The sequence below is a fragment of the Pseudomonas sp. B21-015 genome, from assembly GCF_024749285.1.
Taxonomy (GTDB): domain Bacteria; phylum Pseudomonadota; class Gammaproteobacteria; order Pseudomonadales; family Pseudomonadaceae; genus Aquipseudomonas.
The window spans coordinates 131,673-149,371 of the sequence record NZ_CP087196.1; the positions used below are offsets into that span (position 1 = coordinate 131,673).

General features: G+C 56.3%; 8 protein-coding genes, 2 tRNA genes and 4 rRNA genes. 9 read left to right on the forward strand and 5 right to left on the reverse strand.

Translation table 11 applies throughout. The annotated features are described in order from the left end of the window. Positions 1–10: 10 nt before the first annotated feature. From LOY38_RS00650 to LOY38_RS00685, 8 genes are all read left to right on the forward strand, one after another. Complete coding sequence (locus tag LOY38_RS00650; protein ID WP_258698429.1) at positions 11–1,231, forward strand: CaiB/BaiF CoA-transferase family protein; 1,221 nt, start codon at positions 11–13, stop codon at positions 1,229–1,231. A gap of 622 nt (positions 1,232–1,853) precedes the next feature. Then, positions 1,854–3,392 (forward strand): 16S ribosomal RNA (locus tag LOY38_RS00655). An 82-nt stretch (positions 3,393–3,474) separates the two neighbouring features. Beyond that, a tRNA-Ile gene (locus LOY38_RS00660) sits at positions 3,475–3,551 on the forward strand. 33 nt (positions 3,552–3,584) lie between these two features. Then, positions 3,585–3,660, forward strand: a tRNA-Ala gene (locus tag LOY38_RS00665). A gap of 236 nt (positions 3,661–3,896) precedes the next feature. Continuing rightward, positions 3,897–6,788: ribosomal RNA gene (locus tag LOY38_RS00670) — 23S ribosomal RNA — on the forward strand. Positions 6,789–6,932: 144 nt separating this feature from the next. Next, positions 6,933–7,048 (forward strand): 5S ribosomal RNA (gene rrf / locus LOY38_RS00675). 107 nt (positions 7,049–7,155) lie between these two features. Further along, positions 7,156–7,271, forward strand: a 5S ribosomal RNA gene (rrf, locus tag LOY38_RS00680). Together the 16S, 23S and 5S rRNA genes with 2 tRNA genes alongside form the textbook arrangement of a ribosomal RNA operon. A 351-nt stretch (positions 7,272–7,622) precedes the next feature. Next, positions 7,623–9,503, forward strand: coding sequence for a methyl-accepting chemotaxis protein (locus tag LOY38_RS00685; protein ID WP_258698430.1), 1,881 nt, complete (start codon positions 7,623–7,625; stop codon positions 9,501–9,503). A 145-nt stretch (positions 9,504–9,648) separates the two neighbouring features. Here the strand turns inward: LOY38_RS00685 and LOY38_RS00690 are convergent, their stop codons facing one another. From LOY38_RS00690 to LOY38_RS00710, 5 genes are all read right to left on the reverse strand, one after another. Beyond that, positions 9,649–10,116 carry an SRPBCC family protein gene (locus LOY38_RS00690; RefSeq protein WP_258698431.1) on the reverse strand — a complete coding sequence of 156 codons (468 nt, stop codon included), beginning with the start codon at positions 10,114–10,116 and terminating at the stop codon, positions 9,649–9,651. 30 nt (positions 10,117–10,146) lie between these two features. After that, the gene (locus LOY38_RS00695; protein ID WP_258698432.1) at positions 10,147–13,563 is read right to left on the reverse strand and encodes a non-ribosomal peptide synthetase; all 3,417 of its coding nucleotides are present in this window, start codon (positions 13,561–13,563) and stop codon (positions 10,147–10,149) included. A gap of 13 nt (positions 13,564–13,576) precedes the next feature. Further along, positions 13,577–14,506, reverse strand: a complete 930-nt coding sequence (locus LOY38_RS00700) for a diiron oxygenase (RefSeq protein ID WP_258698433.1) — start codon at positions 14,504–14,506, stop codon at positions 13,577–13,579. Then, positions 14,503–15,279 carry a DUF3050 domain-containing protein gene (locus LOY38_RS00705; protein ID WP_258698434.1) on the reverse strand — a complete coding sequence of 259 codons (777 nt, stop codon included), beginning with the start codon at positions 15,277–15,279 and terminating at the stop codon, positions 14,503–14,505. Before LOY38_RS00705 ends, LOY38_RS00700 begins: the two co-directional genes overlap by 4 nt. 758 nt (positions 15,280–16,037) lie before the next feature. Next, a complete protein-coding gene (locus LOY38_RS00710; protein ID WP_258698435.1) occupies positions 16,038–16,748 on the reverse strand; it encodes a GntR family transcriptional regulator in 711 nt (236 codons plus the stop codon). A 244-nt stretch (positions 16,749–16,992) separates the two neighbouring features. Between LOY38_RS00710 and lapG the strand changes: the two genes are divergently transcribed. Further along, a complete protein-coding gene (gene lapG / locus LOY38_RS00715; RefSeq protein ID WP_258698436.1) occupies positions 16,993–17,685 on the forward strand; it encodes a cysteine protease LapG in 693 nt (230 codons plus the stop codon). The last annotated feature ends 14 nt before the right edge of the window (positions 17,686–17,699 follow it).

Below are 17,699 nucleotides of genomic sequence, written 5' to 3' on the forward strand. Positions count from 1 at the left end.
GAGAACGGCCATGGGCGCGCTTTCGCATCTACGGGTACTGGATTTATCGCGGGTTCTTGCCGGGCCTTGGGCCGGGCAGATCCTGGCGGACCTTGGCGCTGAAGTCATCAAGGTTGAGCGCCCGGGCAATGGTGATGACACGCGCGCCTGGGGACCTCCGTTCCTTAAAGACGCCTATGGCGAGAACACCAGTGAGGCGGCCTATTACTTGTCCGCCAACCGCAACAAGCAATCGGTGACCATCGACTTCACGCAGCCAGAGGGGCAACAGTTGGTGCGCGAGTTGGCGGCGAAGTCGGACATCCTCATCGAGAACTTCAAGGTTGGTGGTCTTGCAGCTTATGGGTTGGACTACGAGTCGCTCAGGGTGGCCAATCCGAAGCTGATCTATTGCTCGATCACCGGGTTCGGTCAGACCGGTCCGTATGCCAAGCGTGCGGGTTATGACTTCATGATCCAGGGCTTGGGCGGCCTGATGAGTTTGACTGGTCGCCCCGAAGGAGATGAAGGCGCTGGTCCGGTGAAAGTCGGGGTGGCGTTGACAGACATTTTGACCGGGCTCTATTCGACGGTAGCGATCCTGGCTGCGCTGGCTCACCGGGATCATGGCGGTGGCGGTCAGCATGTTGATATGGCATTGCTGGATGTTCAGGTGGCTTGTCTGGCCAACCAGGCGATGAACTACCTGACTACAGGCAATGCGCCCAAGCGCTTGGGCAACGCTCATCCGAATATCGTGCCTTATCAGGACTTTCCTACGGCGGATGGCGACTTCATCCTCACGGTGGGTAATGACGGGCAGTTCCGCAAGTTTGCGGAAGTGGCTGGTCAGCCGCAGTGGGCGGATGATCCGCGTTTTGCGACCAACAAGTTGCGGGTGGCAAATCGAGGGGTGCTGATTCCGCTGATCCGTCAGGCGACAGTGTTCAAGACCACTGCCGAATGGGTGGCGCAGCTGGAGCAGGCGGGCGTGCCGTGTGGGCCGATTAATGATCTGGCTCAGGTGTTTGCCGATCCTCAGGTTCAGGCGCGTGGGTTGGCTATTGAGCTGCCTCATGCGTTGGCCGGGATGGTGCCGCAGGTTGCGAGCCCGATACGCCTGTCCGAGACGCCGGTGGAATACCGTAGCGCGCCTCCTTTATTAGGCGAGCACACGCTGGAGGTTCTGCAGCGGGTGTTGGGTCTGGATGTCGGCGTCGTTGCTGCGCTCAAGGAGGCGGGAGTGCTTTGAGAAGCCTTTCTATATAGAGGGGCGTAGCTTTGCTCTCCTATAAGGTGCTTTTCGCAAGTCATTGATAGAAAAATCAAATTAACGGTTGACGGCAGATTCTGGACGTCTATAATTCGCCCCACTTCCGGCGCAGTCGAAACGGAAAACTCCTTGGTAAACAATGAGTTACGCAGTTTTCGGCAGCGGTTACGCTTCAGTTCATCGAGGCCAGAAGGAGTTGGTAAGGCAGTGTGTTGTCGCCTTATTGACGGTTCGATCTTCTCGGTCGAAAGCGGAGAAAAACAGGTGTTGACAGCAGCGACTAACGCTGTAGAATTCGCCTCCCGCTAACGAGAGATCGGAAGCGCAAGTGGTTGAAGTTGCAAAGGAAACTTTGAAAACTTCTGAAAATAACCGCTTGACAGCAACAGAGGCTGCTGTAGAATGCGCGCCTCGGTTGAGACGAAAGATCTTAACCAACCGCTCTTTAACAACTGAATCAAGCAATTCGTGTGGGTGCTTGTGGAGTCAGACTGATAGTCAGCAAGATTATCAGCATCACAAGTTACTCCGCGAGAAATCAAAGATGTAACCAACGATTGCTGAGCCAAGTTTAGGGTTTCTTAAAAACCCAAAGATGTTTGAACTGAAGAGTTTGATCATGGCTCAGATTGAACGCTGGCGGCAGGCCTAACACATGCAAGTCGAGCGGCAGCACGGGTACTTGTACCTGGTGGCGAGCGGCGGACGGGTGAGTAATGCCTAGGAATCTGCCTGGTAGTGGGGGATAACGCTCGGAAACGGACGCTAATACCGCATACGTCCTACGGGAGAAAGCAGGGGACCTTCGGGCCTTGCGCTATCAGATGAGCCTAGGTCGGATTAGCTAGTTGGTGAGGTAATGGCTCACCAAGGCGACGATCCGTAACTGGTCTGAGAGGATGATCAGTCACACTGGAACTGAGACACGGTCCAGACTCCTACGGGAGGCAGCAGTGGGGAATATTGGACAATGGGCGAAAGCCTGATCCAGCCATGCCGCGTGTGTGAAGAAGGTCTTCGGATTGTAAAGCACTTTAAGTTGGGAGGAAGGGCAGTTACCTAATACGTAATTGTTTTGACGTTACCGACAGAATAAGCACCGGCTAACTCTGTGCCAGCAGCCGCGGTAATACAGAGGGTGCAAGCGTTAATCGGAATTACTGGGCGTAAAGCGCGCGTAGGTGGTTCGTTAAGTTGGATGTGAAATCCCCGGGCTCAACCTGGGAACTGCATTCAAAACTGTCGAGCTAGAGTATGGTAGAGGGTGGTGGAATTTCCTGTGTAGCGGTGAAATGCGTAGATATAGGAAGGAACACCAGTGGCGAAGGCGACCACCTGGACTGATACTGACACTGAGGTGCGAAAGCGTGGGGAGCAAACAGGATTAGATACCCTGGTAGTCCACGCCGTAAACGATGTCAACTAGCCGTTGGGAGCCTTGAGCTCTTAGTGGCGCAGCTAACGCATTAAGTTGACCGCCTGGGGAGTACGGCCGCAAGGTTAAAACTCAAATGAATTGACGGGGGCCCGCACAAGCGGTGGAGCATGTGGTTTAATTCGAAGCAACGCGAAGAACCTTACCAGGCCTTGACATCCAATGAACTTTCCAGAGATGGATTGGTGCCTTCGGGAACATTGAGACAGGTGCTGCATGGCTGTCGTCAGCTCGTGTCGTGAGATGTTGGGTTAAGTCCCGTAACGAGCGCAACCCTTGTCCTTAGTTACCAGCACGTAATGGTGGGCACTCTAAGGAGACTGCCGGTGACAAACCGGAGGAAGGTGGGGATGACGTCAAGTCATCATGGCCCTTACGGCCTGGGCTACACACGTGCTACAATGGTCGGTACAGAGGGTTGCCAAGCCGCGAGGTGGAGCTAATCCCATAAAACCGATCGTAGTCCGGATCGCAGTCTGCAACTCGACTGCGTGAAGTCGGAATCGCTAGTAATCGCGAATCAGAATGTCGCGGTGAATACGTTCCCGGGCCTTGTACACACCGCCCGTCACACCATGGGAGTGGGTTGCACCAGAAGTAGCTAGTCTAACCTTCGGGAGGACGGTTACCACGGTGTGATTCATGACTGGGGTGAAGTCGTAACAAGGTAGCCGTAGGGGAACCTGCGGCTGGATCACCTCCTTAATCGACGACATCAGCTGCTCCATAAGTTCCCACACGAATTGCTTGATTCATTGAAGAAGACGATAAGAAGCAGCCCGAAATTGGGTCTGTAGCTCAGTTGGTTAGAGCGCACCCCTGATAAGGGTGAGGTCGGCAGTTCGAATCTGCCCAGACCCACCAATTTTGCTTGTGTGGGAACGCCTGTAGAAATACGGGGCCATAGCTCAGCTGGGAGAGCGCCTGCCTTGCACGCAGGAGGTCAACGGTTCGATCCCGTTTGGCTCCACCACTACTGCTTCTGTTTGTTGAAAGCTTAGAAATGAGCATTCCATTGTGATGATGGTGAATGTTGATTTCTAGTCTTTGGCTAGATCGTTCTTTAAAAATTTGGGTATGTGATAGAAAGATAGACTGAACGTTACTTTCACTGGTAACGGATCAGGCTAAGGTAAAATTTGTGAGTTTAATCGCGAATTTTCGGCGAATGTCGTCTTCACAGTATAACCAGATTGCTTGGGGTTATATGGTCAAGTGAAGAAGCGCATACGGTGGATGCCTTGGCAGTCAGAGGCGATGAAAGACGTGGTAGCCTGCGAAAAGCTTCGGGGAGTCGGCAAACAGACTTTGATCCGGAGATGTCTGAATGGGGGAACCCACCTAACATAAGTTAGGTATCTTAAGCTGAATACATAGGCTTAAGAAGCGAACCAGGGGAACTGAAACATCTAAGTACCCTGAGGAAAAGAAATCAACCGAGATTCCCTTAGTAGTGGCGAGCGAACGGGGACCAGCCCTTAAGTGGCTTTGAGATTAGCGGAACGCTCTGGAAAGTGCGGCCATAGTGGGTGATAGCCCTGTACGCGAAAATCTCTTGGTCATGAAATCGAGTAGGACGGAGCACGAGAAACTTTGTCTGAATATGGGGGGACCATCCTCCAAGGCTAAATACTACTGACTGACCGATAGTGAACTAGTACCGTGAGGGAAAGGCGAAAAGAACCCCGGAGAGGGGAGTGAAATAGATCCTGAAACCGTATGCGTACAAGCAGTGGGAGCCCACTTTGTTGGGTGACTGCGTACCTTTTGTATAATGGGTCAGCGACTTATTTTCAGTGGCGAGCTTAACCGAATAGGGGAGGCGTAGCGAAAGCGAGTCTTAATAGGGCGTCTAGTCGCTGGGAATAGACCCGAAACCGGGCGATCTATCCATGGGCAGGTTGAAGGTTAGGTAACACTGACTGGAGGACCGAACCGACTACCGTTGAAAAGTTAGCGGATGACCTGTGGATCGGAGTGAAAGGCTAATCAAGCTCGGAGATAGCTGGTTCTCCTCGAAAGCTATTTAGGTAGCGCCTCATGTATCACTGTAGGGGGTAGAGCACTGTTTCGGCTAGGGGGTCATCCCGACTTACCAAACCGATGCAAACTCCGAATACCTACAAGTGCCGAGCATGGGAGACACACGGCGGGTGCTAACGTCCGTCGTGAAAAGGGAAACAACCCAGACCGTCAGCTAAGGTCCCAAAGTTATGGTTAAGTGGGAAACGATGTGGGAAGGCTTAGACAGCTAGGAGGTTGGCTTAGAAGCAGCCACCCTTTAAAGAAAGCGTAATAGCTCACTAGTCGAGTCGGCCTGCGCGGAAGATGTAACGGGGCTCAAACCATACACCGAAGCTACGGGTATCACTTAGGTGATGCGGTAGAGGAGCGTTCTGTAAGCCTGTGAAGGTGAGTTGAGAAGCTTGCTGGAGGTATCAGAAGTGCGAATGCTGACATGAGTAACGACAATGGGTGTGAAAAACACCCACGCCGAAAGACCAAGGTTTCCTGCGCAACGTTAATCGACGCAGGGTTAGTCGGTCCCTAAGGCGAGGCTGAAAAGCGTAGTCGATGGAAAACAGGTTAATATTCCTGTACTTCTGGTTATTGCGATGGAGGGACGGAGAAGGCTAGGCCAGCTTGGCGTTGGTTGTCCAAGTTTAAGGTGGTAGGCTGGAATCTTAGGTAAATCCGGGATTCCAAGGCCGAGAGCTGATGACGAGTGTTCTTTTAGAACACGAAGTGGTTGATGCCATGCTTCCAAGAAAAGCTTCTAAGCTTCAGGTAACCAGGAACCGTACCCCAAACCGACACAGGTGGTTGGGTAGAGAATACCAAGGCGCTTGAGAGAACTCGGGTGAAGGAACTAGGCAAAATGGCACCGTAACTTCGGGAGAAGGTGCGCCGGTGAGGGTGAAGGACTTGCTCCGTAAGCCCACGCCGGTCGAAGATACCAGGCCGCTGCGACTGTTTATTAAAAACACAGCACTCTGCAAACACGAAAGTGGACGTATAGGGTGTGACGCCTGCCCGGTGCCGGAAGGTTAATTGATGGGGTTAGCTAACGCGAAGCTCTTGATCGAAGCCCCGGTAAACGGCGGCCGTAACTATAACGGTCCTAAGGTAGCGAAATTCCTTGTCGGGTAAGTTCCGACCTGCACGAATGGCGTAACGATGGCGGCGCTGTCTCCACCCGAGACTCAGTGAAATTGAAATCGCTGTGAAGATGCAGTGTATCCGCGGCTAGACGGAAAGACCCCGTGAACCTTTACTATAGCTTTGCACTGGACTTTGAATTTGCTTGTGTAGGATAGGTGGGAGGCTTTGAAGCGTGGACGCCAGTTCGCGTGGAGCCATCCTTGAAATACCACCCTGGCAACTTTGAGGTTCTAACTCAGGTCCGTTATCCGGATCGAGGACAGTGTATGGTGGGTAGTTTGACTGGGGCGGTCTCCTCCTAAAGAGTAACGGAGGAGTACGAAGGTGCGCTCAGACCGGTCGGAAATCGGTCGTAGAGTATAAAGGCAAAAGCGCGCTTGACTGCGAGACAGACACGTCGAGCAGGTACGAAAGTAGGTCTTAGTGATCCGGTGGTTCTGTATGGAAGGGCCATCGCTCAACGGATAAAAGGTACTCCGGGGATAACAGGCTGATACCGCCCAAGAGTTCATATCGACGGCGGTGTTTGGCACCTCGATGTCGGCTCATCACATCCTGGGGCTGAAGCCGGTCCCAAGGGTATGGCTGTTCGCCATTTAAAGTGGTACGCGAGCTGGGTTTAGAACGTCGTGAGACAGTTCGGTCCCTATCTGCCGTGGACGTTTGAGATTTGAGAGGGGCTGCTCCTAGTACGAGAGGACCGGAGTGGACGAACCTCTGGTGTTCCGGTTGTCACGCCAGTGGCATTGCCGGGTAGCTATGTTCGGAATAGATAACCGCTGAAAGCATCTAAGCGGGAAACTAGCCTCAAGATGAGATCTCACTGGGACCTTGAGTCCCCTGAAGGGCCGTCGAAGACTACGACGTTGATAGGTTGGGTGTGTAAGCGCTGTGAGGCGTTGAGCTAACCAATACTAATTGCCCGTGAGGCTTGACCATATAACACCCAAGCAATTTGCTGACTCGAGAGAGCACCAGATTGCGGTGTGTGAAGACGCAATGAACCGAAAGTTCGCACAAACACACAAACTATCGCATACCCAATTTGCTGAAGCGTCGAAAGACGGTTCGGTACCCGAATTTCTTGACGACCATAGAGCATTGGAACCACCTGATCCCATCCCGAACTCAGCAGTGAAACGATGCATCGCCGATGGTAGTGTGGGGTTTCCCCATGTGAGAGTAGGTCATCGTCAAGATTAAATTCCGAAACCCCTATCTGCGTATGCAGGTAGGGGTTTTGTTTTAGTAGAAGTCACCGATTTTGCTGGCACGTTACCGCTGTAACGGGCTGGTCACAGAATTTCTTGACGACCATAGAGCATTGGAACCACCTGATCCCATCCCGAACTCAGCAGTGAAACGATGCATCGCCGATGGTAGTGTGGGGTTTCCCCATGTGAGAGTAGGTCATCGTCAAGATTGAATTCCGAAACCCCTGTCTGCTTATGCAGACAGGGGTTTTGTCTTTCTGGGCTTATAGAAATTTAAGCCCGAAGCAGGTCAGATCCCAAGTCTGCGTGTCTCGCTACTCCGTCGAGCCAGTAACACCAGATATAGACCAACGCCCAGTAATCCGTCCTCTCTAGCACGCCGTTCGGCGGGTATCTGACGGGTTTCGTACAAATCCCTAAGTTTTCTCTCGTTCGTGCCGAAAGAGTGATGAGACATGCGTGCACCAAAGTAGAGCGGCTCCAGTATGCCGTCTGCGCTGTTACATGGAATGTTGCAACCCGGAACGCGTCCCCACTTTTGCATAAGAAGTCCCATGATATGAATCTCAAGTTCAGCCATAAAATTCTGCTGGCCGCTTCAGGCGTCGTGGTGCTGGCTTTTGCGTTGTTCACTTTGTACAACGACTATCTGCAGCGAAACACCATTCGGCAAAACCTCGAGTCCTCCGTTGAACAAGCCGGCGACCTGACCGCCAGCAGCGTACAAAACTGGATGAGCGGTCGCATACTGGTTCTGGAAAACCTCGCGCAGAACGTCGCTCATCAAGGCGCCAATGCCGATTTGCCGGGGCTGGTCGATCAACCCGCCCTCACCTCGAACTTCCAGTTCACCTACGTCGGGCAAGCCAATGGTGTGTTCACCCAGCGCCCTGACGCGAAGATGCCGGACGGCTACGATCCGCGTCAGCGCCCCTGGTACAAACAAGCCGTAGTCGCCGACAAAACCATGCTGACTCCGCCTTATATGGCCGCAGTCGGCGGGCTGGTGGTGACCATCGCCATGCCGGTGAAAAAGAATGGCGAACTGCTGGGCGTGGTCGGCGGTGACCTGAGCCTGGAAACCCTGGTGAAGATCATCAACTCGGTGGATTTCGGTGGCATCGGTCACGCGTTCCTCGTCAGCGCCGACGGTCAGGTGATCGTCAGCCCGGACAAGGATCAGGTGATGAAGAACCTGAAAGACATCTATCCGGGTTCCAGCGTCCGCATCGAAAAGGGCAACCAGGAAGTCGAATTGAACAAGCAGGATCGCATCCTCTCATTCACGCCAGTGAGCGGTTTGCCGGGTGCCGAGTGGTACGTCGGTCTGTCGATCGACAAGGCCAAGGCCTACGCGCCACTGAGCCAGTTCCGCACCTCGGCGCTGATCGCGATGTTCATCGCCGTGACCGCCATTGCGGTGCTGCTCAGCTTGCTGATCAACGTGCTGATGCGTCCGCTGACCACGATGGGCCGTGCGATGCAGGACATCGCTCAGGGCGAGGGTGACCTGACCCGTCGTCTGGTTGTAGAAAGCAAAGATGAGTTCGGCGAGTTGGGCGGTTCCTTTAACCAGTTCGTGGAGCGGATTCACGCGTCGATTTCCGAGGTGTCCTCGGCGACCCGCCAGGTTCATGACCTGTCGCAACGGGTGATGGCGTCGTCCAACGCCTCGATCATCGGTTCCGACGAACAAAGCGCCCGAACCAATAGCGTGGCCGCAGCGATCAACCAATTGGGCGCCGCCACTCAGGAAATCGCCCGCAACGCCGCCGATGCTTCGCAACATGCCAGCGGCGCGAGCGAGCAGGCCGATGACGGTCGTCAGGTGGTGGAGAAAACCATCCTGGCCATGACTGAGCTGTCGCAGAAAATCAGCCTGTCCTGCACGCAGATCGAAACCCTGAACGCGAGCACCGACAACATCGGTCACATTCTCGATGTGATCAAAGGCATCTCCCAGCAGACCAATTTGCTGGCGCTCAACGCGGCCATCGAAGCGGCCCGTGCCGGTGAGGCCGGTCGAGGTTTTGCGGTGGTGGCGGACGAGGTGCGTAACCTCGCTCATCGCACCCAGGAGTCGGCGGAAGAAATCCACAAGATGATCAGCTCGCTGCAGATCGGTTCACGCGAAGCGGTGACTACGATGAACGCCAGTCAGGTGTCCAGCGAGCAGAGTGTCGAAGTGGCGAACCAGGCCGGCCTGCGACTGGTCAGCGTGACCCAGCGCATCGGCGAAATCGACGGGATGAACCAGTCGGTGGCCGCGGCGACCGAGGAGCAGACTGCCGTGGTGGAAACCCTCAACGTCGACGTCAACCAGATCAACCTGCTGAACCAGCAGAGCGTAGCTAACCTCAATGAAACATTGAAGGATTGCGATGCGCTGTCTCAGCAGGCCAGTCGGTTGAAGCAGTTGGTTGACAGTTTCAAGATCTGATTGAGGTCAGCTCTACAGCGTTATCGTTCTTCGCGAGCAAGCCCGCTCTCACATTTGACCGCATTCCTTATGAAGGAACCCGATCAAAATGTGGGAGCGGGCTTGCTCGCGAAAGCGGTGTATCAATCACCGCCAAACTGAAGCCTTACACAAACAGCTTCAACACATTCCCCATCGCATCATCGGCAAACCCCTGAACGAAATCCTTGAACCCCGGCAGGGCCTCGGCGCCACCCTGAGCCGGTTCGGCGATGATGGTCCAGGTCGCCCGTGACTTGCCTGCGCCCAGGGATTCCACACTCATCGCCGCCCACAAATTGGCCACGCCCAGCGTGTTGTAGATGGTGGTCCAGGTCATGTTCAGCGCCTGGTCGTCCCGGGAGTTGAGCTGCTCGACCACCAGGTTGCCGTCCTTGAAGAATTTCTTGCGCAGCGATGACACACCTTCGCCCGTCATCTCGATGTGCGACAGCGCCGGAATGAATCGGTCGAAGCCGGCAAAGTTGCCGACCACCGTCCAGACTTGCGCTGCCTCGGTAGGTACTTCCACCGAAGACACGACGTGGCAGCCGTGAGGGTTTTTGATCAGGGTATCGGGTTGCAGAGTGTTCATGGTTTTTGCTCCGTGCTGGGTTAGGGTGAATCAGATGAAGTTGATTTCTTTGAGGTAGTCGCAGCCGCGGCGTAGCAGCGCCGGGGATTTTTCCGGGTAATGCGCGCCCATCTGCCGTACGCCGGCCTGGGCGTTGTCGTGGCCGATCATTGAGATGTCGCCGATGTCTTCCTCGAAGCCGTTGAGATAGAAACCCAGTACGCCAAACAGCGCGTTATCACTGTCGACCCGGCCCAGTTGTTGCTGCCAGTCGGCGACGCTGACCATGGAGAATTCCCGACCGGCCTCGCGAAAGGACGCCACGTAGGCGTCCCAGCTCAGAGGCTCGGGGTTGTGCAGGTTGAACACGGCTTTTTCGGCCTGGTAACGGCTGGCGTGGAAGGCGATGAAACGGGCGAGGAAGTCCACCGGCATCAGGTCGAAATTCAGCGCGAACTCCGGCACCTGACCGAGCTGGATCGAGCCCTTGAGCATCAGCATCAGACGATTTTTGTGGGGCTGGCAGACACCGGTGAGGCTGTTGAAACTGATGTTGCCAGGGCGATAAAGATTGACCCGCACCCCACGCTCCCGCGCCCGTTCGAGGATCCGCTCGCCGACCCATTTGGACAGGTTGTAGCCGTTTTTGATGTAGATCGGCGGCGTCTGCGCGGCAGGTAACTCCAGCACCCGACCATCGTCGGAAATCGTGCTGGACGCCGAGAGCGTCGAGACGAAGTTGAAGATCTTCTTGCTGCGTCCTTCACACAAACGCAGGCACTCGAAAATCGGCTCGACGTTATCCCGCGCCAACGACTCGTAATCGAGGACGTGATTGACGTTGGCGGCGTTGTGCACCAGCGCGCCGAACTCGCGATCCAGGTGTTGGTAAACGTCTTCGCCAAGTCCCAGTTGCGGGCGAGTGATGTCCGCCGCGTAAACCTGCACCCGGCTAAGGTCCAGATGCTCCAGACGGTTTTCCCGCAACGCCTGAGCGAAGCGTTGCGCTGCCGACTGCCCGCCGCCATCGCGCACCAGGCATGCCACTTCGCTGGCGCCCCAGGCCAGTAGAGCTTCGACGATATGAACACCGACAAAGCTGTTGGCGCCGGTGACGATCACCTTGTGCACATCGCCCATTCGGCTGACCGGTAACGGCTCTATGTCCAGTTCACGAAAGGCATCGGCCAGGGCTTTTTCACTCAGCACTTCCTCGGTTCCGGAGCCGCGCACCAGGGTCGCCAGCTTCGCAATCGTCGGCAGTTCGATGAAGCGGTTGATCGAGATACTGCGGCCAAACTCTTCGCGCAAACGCAGGAGCATGCGCGACAGCAGGATCGAGTGCCCGCCGAGGTTGAAGAAACTTTCGTCGGTGGAAATATCGCTGGCGGGCAGCTCCAGCAGCTCGGCCCAGATTTCCAGCAACAGCGCTTCGTCGGCGCTGGTGGGCAAGCGCCGCTGGCTGTTTTCGCTCACGCTGACGGGCAATTCCAGCAGCGCTTTGCGGTCGACCTTGCCGTTGCTGGCGAACGGCATGGTTGCCAGTTCGGTCCAGGCGGTCGGCAGCATGTAGTCCGGCAGACACTGCATCGCGTGGGCTTTCAATGCCTCGCGAGCAGCACCGGGTTGCTCTTCCTGAGGCTGCGCGAGAAAGGCCAGAATCCGTCGATGAGGGTCGATAACCACCGCCACCTGGCGGTATAGCTGACTGTCGCGCAGGCAGCGTTCGATCTCTTCCGGCTCGACCCGAAAGCCGCGAATCTTCACCTGATTGTCTCGTCGTCCGCACAGTTCGATACCGTCGGCGGTCCATTTGGCCATATCGCCGGAGCGGTAGGCTCGCAAGCTTTGGCCGTTCGGCAGGCTCAGGTTCAGATAGCGTTCGGCAGTCTGCTGCGGGTTGTTCAGGTAACCCATGCATACCCCTGGGCCGACGATGTACAACTCACCGACGGTTTGCTCGGCCACCGGTTGAAAGTCCTCATCGAGGATCAGCACCTGACTGTTGGCAATCGGTGCACCGAGGGTCCGGTTGCTGTCGCCGGTGCGCAGTTGCCGCGCGGTGATCAGCACCGTGGCTTCGGTCGGGCCGTAGAGGTTGTAGAGATTGCCTTGGCGGGTCAGTTGCTCGATCACGTAGGGTTCGCAGACATCGCCACCGGTCATCACATGATCGAGGACCTGCAACTGATCCAGCGGCAGGATGCTTAATAGGGCGGGCGGTAAAAACGCGTGGCTCAGCCTCTGGTGACGGATCAGCTCGACCAGTTGCAGCGGGTCGCGACGTTGGTCCTCATCGGGCACGATCAGCTCGGCGCCCTGGAGCAACGTCGGGAAAATATCGATCAGCGATGAGTCGAAACTCAAGGATGAAAACTGCAACGCCCGGCTCTGTTCGGTCAGCTGCACATAGTCGGCGTACCACGCGGTGAAGTGCGCGAGGTTGGCCTGGCTGAGCAACACCCCTTTGGGGTGTCCCGTGGTGCCCGAGGTATAGAGCGCCATGCACGGTGCGTCGAGATCGGGTCGTTGGCGCATCAAGGGTTGATCGAGATTTACATCGCCGATGTCGATGCGGCTGATGTCCAGCCCAGGCATCGTCTCGCTGAGCGGGTGTTCTCCGTCATGCAGCAACAACACCGCGCCGGCGTTTTCCAGAATGTACTGCTGACGTTGCAGTGGATGGCTTGGCTCCAGCGGCAGGTACACCGCGCCGCTGCCCAGGATCGCCAGAATCCCCGCATACAACGCGCTGCATTTTGGCAGGCAGATCCCGACTACCAACGGTCCTTGATGTCGATCGAGCAACGGCTGCAAGCGCTGTTGGATGGCGCGGCTGTGGGCGTGCAGTTGCCGATAGCTCAGCGACGTACCGGCGATGTTCAGTGCTGGCCGCTCGGCGGACTGGATGAAGCGTTGTTCAAGCCGCTCGATCATCGGTATCTGGGCCAGTTGCAGCAACCATGGTTCAGCCGTGGCGTTGAGCTGATGGACGTAGGCCAGACGCTCTAAAAACAGCAGGTTTTCCACCTGCTCGAAGTGCGCGGAAGCCATCGGTTCTGCCTGCAAGAAATACTCGGCATCCCGGGAGAAACGGCTGACCAGCAGTGCCACGTGATCGATCAGATCGGCCACCGCTCGCAGGCGCAATGCCTGGCCGTTGCCGGACAGCTCTTCGGCGACTGGCACGCGACTTAGCTGCATCGAGTTGTACGTGCACAGCAAGTCCAATGCTGGCAGGCCTGAGGCGCCCGGCACGCCGACACCCAGCTGCAGCGTCAGGCGCGGTGCATCGCCGAAGTCCTGAAACGGCAGGCTCGCATCGTCGATCAGCAAATCAAACGTGCTTGGCGGCAGCTCCACCAGATTCGCCAGTCGCGCCAGTGAATGACCGTGTTGTTCGAGTTCCAGCGCCAGGTCGGTCAGAGCCTGGCTTTGCCCAATGAGCAAAATATCGAGACGTCTCATGATGTTCTCCTCGTTAAACCAGGTAGTCGCTCAAGGCGCTTTGCACGCACGGTGAATCGAGTAGCGAACTGCTGCGGAAAAACCGCACGATGTTGGCGACCAGCGGGTGATGGCGATTGATCGGGAAGGCCAGCCCCGACACTTCGCTCTTGAGTGCCCGACGCGCCGTGTCGCTGATCTGCAAGGCGTCGATCAAGCGGAAGTCGAAGGATTTCTGAATGTCATTGGTCAGGTAATGGCCGATGAATACCGGCAGGATGTGCGCGATGCACTGGCGATCGTCTTCGCTTGCGGTGTGCCAGTAGATGCGCACCAACCGCGCCCAGAACCCGGAGTGACGGCCCTCGTCGAGCAAGTGGTCGGCCATCAGGCCCTTGATCGATTGTTTGATCGTGTCGTCCTTGGCGAACGCCGCCACATCGCCGGTCACGGTGTTCTCGGCGATGGCCACGCAGATCAGCTCCACGGCGCTGCGCAGGTGCTCCGGTGCGAGCGCCACGGCTGCTGGAATGGCACGGCTCAGTTCGATTTCATCCGGCAGTCCGATCGGCTCGATGCCGGTCATGGCGACGGTCTGCTGCATGAAATCCATGGCCACCAGGGCGTGGTAATCCTCGTCCACTACCACGGTCATGGCGTCGTAGCGACAGGCGAATGGGAACGCCACGCTGAAGCGGTTTTTGGCGATGCTGCGGGCGGTCTTGTCGACGATCTCGGTTTCGAAAATCACCACGTCGTTGATGAACTTGTAGAGCGTCTGCACCAGGGCAAAGTCCCGTTGTTCCGGGCACTCACGCAGGAAGGTTTCGCTCAGCACCAGCGGTTGACGGCTCAACGGATAGATCAGCTTGTCGTCGTTCTCCAACATGCGCCGGGGACGGGTGCGAATGGTCGCGCGGCTCTCCCAGGCGTCGGCGAAGGATTGGTAGTCGGCGGCGTTCATGCGTTCACCTCCGCAACCGGTTCGCTCATGCTCAGGCGCAAGCCGTCCCACAGGGCGATGCGACTTTCCACGGCGGCGATGGCGCTGGCGTAGACGTCTTCTTCGCGCTGCGGATCGCCGTCGACCAGGCGGGCGAGGAGTTTCTCCGCCGCCGGGCCGTGGTCCTCGGAGTCGACTTCGATGTGCCGTTCCAGGTAGTAGCGGAAGGTCGGTGCCTGTTCGATACCGATGCCCCAGTCGTCGAGAATTCGCTGGAACATCTGCGGAATCACGCTCTCGCGGCCATGCAGGAACGCCGCCGCCACACTGTGCCCCGGCGCATGCAACGCCGTGTGCAAGGTGTGCCGCACGAACTGTGCGGCCGCCGGGTCGACGTCGACGCTTTGCAAGGCCACGTCGTAGCTCACGCCTTCTTTTTGCAGCGCCACGAAGCGTTCGACGGCGACCGTGCTTGCACCGACTTCGCGCATCGCATCCAGGTACAGCTCGAAATGACTGTAGTGACCTTGGGCGGGACGATCATCGGACTCTTCACCGAGCACGATCTCGTTGATCAGCCGCGCCGCCTGCGGATCTTGCGGCGGCAGCCAGGGTAGCTGAACGCAGGTCAATTCCTGTTGCAGGCGCTTGGTCAGCGACATGAAATCCCACACCGCAAACACATGGGTTTCCATGAAGCGTTGAAGGACCGATAACGAATGTATTTCAGAGAAGATCGGGTGCGCACTAAGTTCTGCTTTCTTCTGATTAAGACGGTCTTTAGTTGGTTTCATGAGCGAGCCTATAAGTGATCTGGAATGCCATTGAGGGTGGTGTTGATCAATAAGTGATGGTGGCTTGAAGTTTTCTATTGGCGAACGGGGGCCTCAATTGAATTGATGTTTTTAGGCGTGCGTAATTGCTAAAAAGTGCCTGGCTCACAGTGTTTATGGGCGGCGGAGAAAAACTAATACACGGGCAAAGTTGCCGGCAAGTAATTTTTTTATTAATTTAAAGTTTAACTTTTTTGAGTGCGACAAGTTTCAATAAGACTTTTATATAAAGTTTTATTTGGGCGTAGTTACTCCTTTCGGCTTATATAAGCCAAAATTTAAATAAAGAGTGAATGCCTCACTCAAAGCAACTGTCTACTTGGATCGTTAATGTGATCTGAGGGGGGTGGAAGTTGGCTGGGAGTGACGCCGGTTCTTCCTTTCCCGTGGCAAGACTCCTTCCGTAGGTTCTTGTTGCGGGGGACTGCTCCGCGGGTGCGGTGCGTCGCCCGTCATTATTCGTTGGCAGCACAAGAGTGAGCGTAATTCACTGCGGTCGCTATCACTGACGCATGATCCGATCGGTGCAATTATCGGGCTTGAGGGTGACAGGGGCTTTGGGGGAGGGGAGGAAGTCGCTGCACAACGGTCTGGTGTGAGCGAAAGGAGGTTTTGTAAGCAGATTTGTTCGTCGAGCAACCCAGGTGCGGATCAGCCCGATATCGCGGCAAACGAAAGCGAGCCGCTCAATGGGCTCGCTCGGGGCTGTCGCTGCGGTTTTACTTTGAGGTTTTCCGGCGTTGCGCCTCAGGGCTTTCGAGGTAGCGCGTGATGACTTCGACGCCCCGGTTGAGGTGGTGTTCGAGCAGCGTCACCGAGTGCTCGACGTCCCCCTCTTCGGCGGCTCGCAATAGCGCGCGGTGATCTTCCTGGGACAGTTTGCCCAAGCCCATGGCTTCCAGGTTGAAGCGCAGGAAGCGCTCTTCTTCGTTCAGCCCGTCTTCGACCAGTCTCAGCAGTCGACGGTTGGGGGCCTTGTTGTAAAGCGCCATGTGAAACAGGCGATTGAGCCGGCCTATCTCGGTGTAATCGTGTTCCGTCTCCAGCTCGTCGATATAGCGGGCTGCCTGTTCGAAATCGGCGGCGTCGAGCAGGGGGATCGACCGACGCAGGGCTTCGGACTCCAGCAGGATTCGCAGCTCATAGGTTTCTGCCGCATCGCCCTGAACCAGCGGTGCGACCACCGCGCCTTTATGGGCGACCACGTTGAGCAGCGATTGCGCTTCGAGCTGGCGCAACGCTTCGCGCACTGGCATGCGGCTGACGCCGAACAGGTCGGCGAGGTCTTGCTGACGCAGGGCGGTGCCGCAGGGAATGCGGCCGTCGAGAATGGCTGCGCGCAGGGTTTCTTCGATCACCGAGCGTGCCAGATGAGCGGGAATCGGCCCGTTGACCTTGATGCTGCTGAGAGGGTTGGGCTTCTGTGTCACAACAAACGCACCCTGTTTGGCTGAAGATACTTGGATCCAAATGGACACTAGAGACTGCTTGAGGGGTTGTCAAACAGTCAAAAGATCGCAGCCTTCAGCAGCGCCTGCAAAGCTGCGATCTTTTTATTGCACCCGCAATGCAAAGTTTAGCGTGCCCGCAGTGATCTCACCGTGCCATTGTCTTTTAGTTGGCTACCCTTCACCATCAAGCAGATTTCCATCTGCCTGATCTGGATGCCTCGCATTGGCGGTACGTTTCGCGATCCCTCGGACTTTGCGCTGGCTATGCTGCGCACTGCTGCTGGCCGGCGTCATGCTGGGCGGGCTGCATGCCGACTGGGATTTTTCGCTGATCAGCCGTCGTGCGCAGGCATTGTACGGGCCTTTGGGTGAAGGGCAGCAGCGCATCGATGCCTGGCAGCAGTTGCTGGCCACGCAGAAGCAGATCGGCGAGCTGGAACAGCTCAACGTGGTCAACCGATTCGTCAACAAGCAGATGCGTTACGAAGAAGACATCGACTTGTGGCACGAGGTCGATTATTGGGAAACCCCGATCGAAGCCTTGTGGAAAGGCGCCGGCGATTGTGAAGACTACGCTATCGCCAAGTATTTCAGCCTGCGCCATCTCGGTGTCTCCAGTGACAAGCTGCGCATTACCTACGTCAAGGCTTTGCGCCTGAACCGCGCGCACATGGTCCTGACCTACTACTCAAACCCCGAGGCCATGCCTTTGGTACTCGACAGCCTGATCGATGCGATCAAGCCCGCCAGCCAGCGAACCGATTTGCTGCCGGTCTACTCTTTCAATGCCGAAGGGTTGTGGTTACCGGGTGCCAAGGGCAACAAAAAGGTCGGTGACACCAAACGCCTGTCCCGCTGGCAGGATGTGTTGAAGAAAATGCAGGCCGAAGGATTCCCGGTCGAGACGACTAACTAGGAGCACGCGCTCAG

Bases quoted from the DNA above. Each gene is read 5' to 3' on its own strand.
- LOY38_RS00685 (WP_258698430.1), top strand. From the start codon at position 7,623: ATGAATCTCAAGTTCAGCCATAAAATTCTGCTGGCCGCTTCAGGCGTC.
- LOY38_RS00650 (WP_258698429.1), top strand. From the start codon at position 11: ATGGGCGCGCTTTCGCATCTACGGGTACTGGATTTATCGCGGGTTCTT.
- LOY38_RS00705 (WP_258698434.1), bottom strand. From the start codon at position 15,279: ATGAAACCAACTAAAGACCGTCTTAATCAGAAGAAAGCAGAACTTAGT.
- LOY38_RS00695 (WP_258698432.1), bottom strand. From the start codon at position 13,563: ATGAGACGTCTCGATATTTTGCTCATTGGGCAAAGCCAGGCTCTGACC.
- LOY38_RS00690 (WP_258698431.1), bottom strand. From the start codon at position 10,116: ATGAACACTCTGCAACCCGATACCCTGATCAAAAACCCTCACGGCTGC.
- LOY38_RS00700 (WP_258698433.1), bottom strand. From the start codon at position 14,506: ATGAACGCCGCCGACTACCAATCCTTCGCCGACGCCTGGGAGAGCCGC.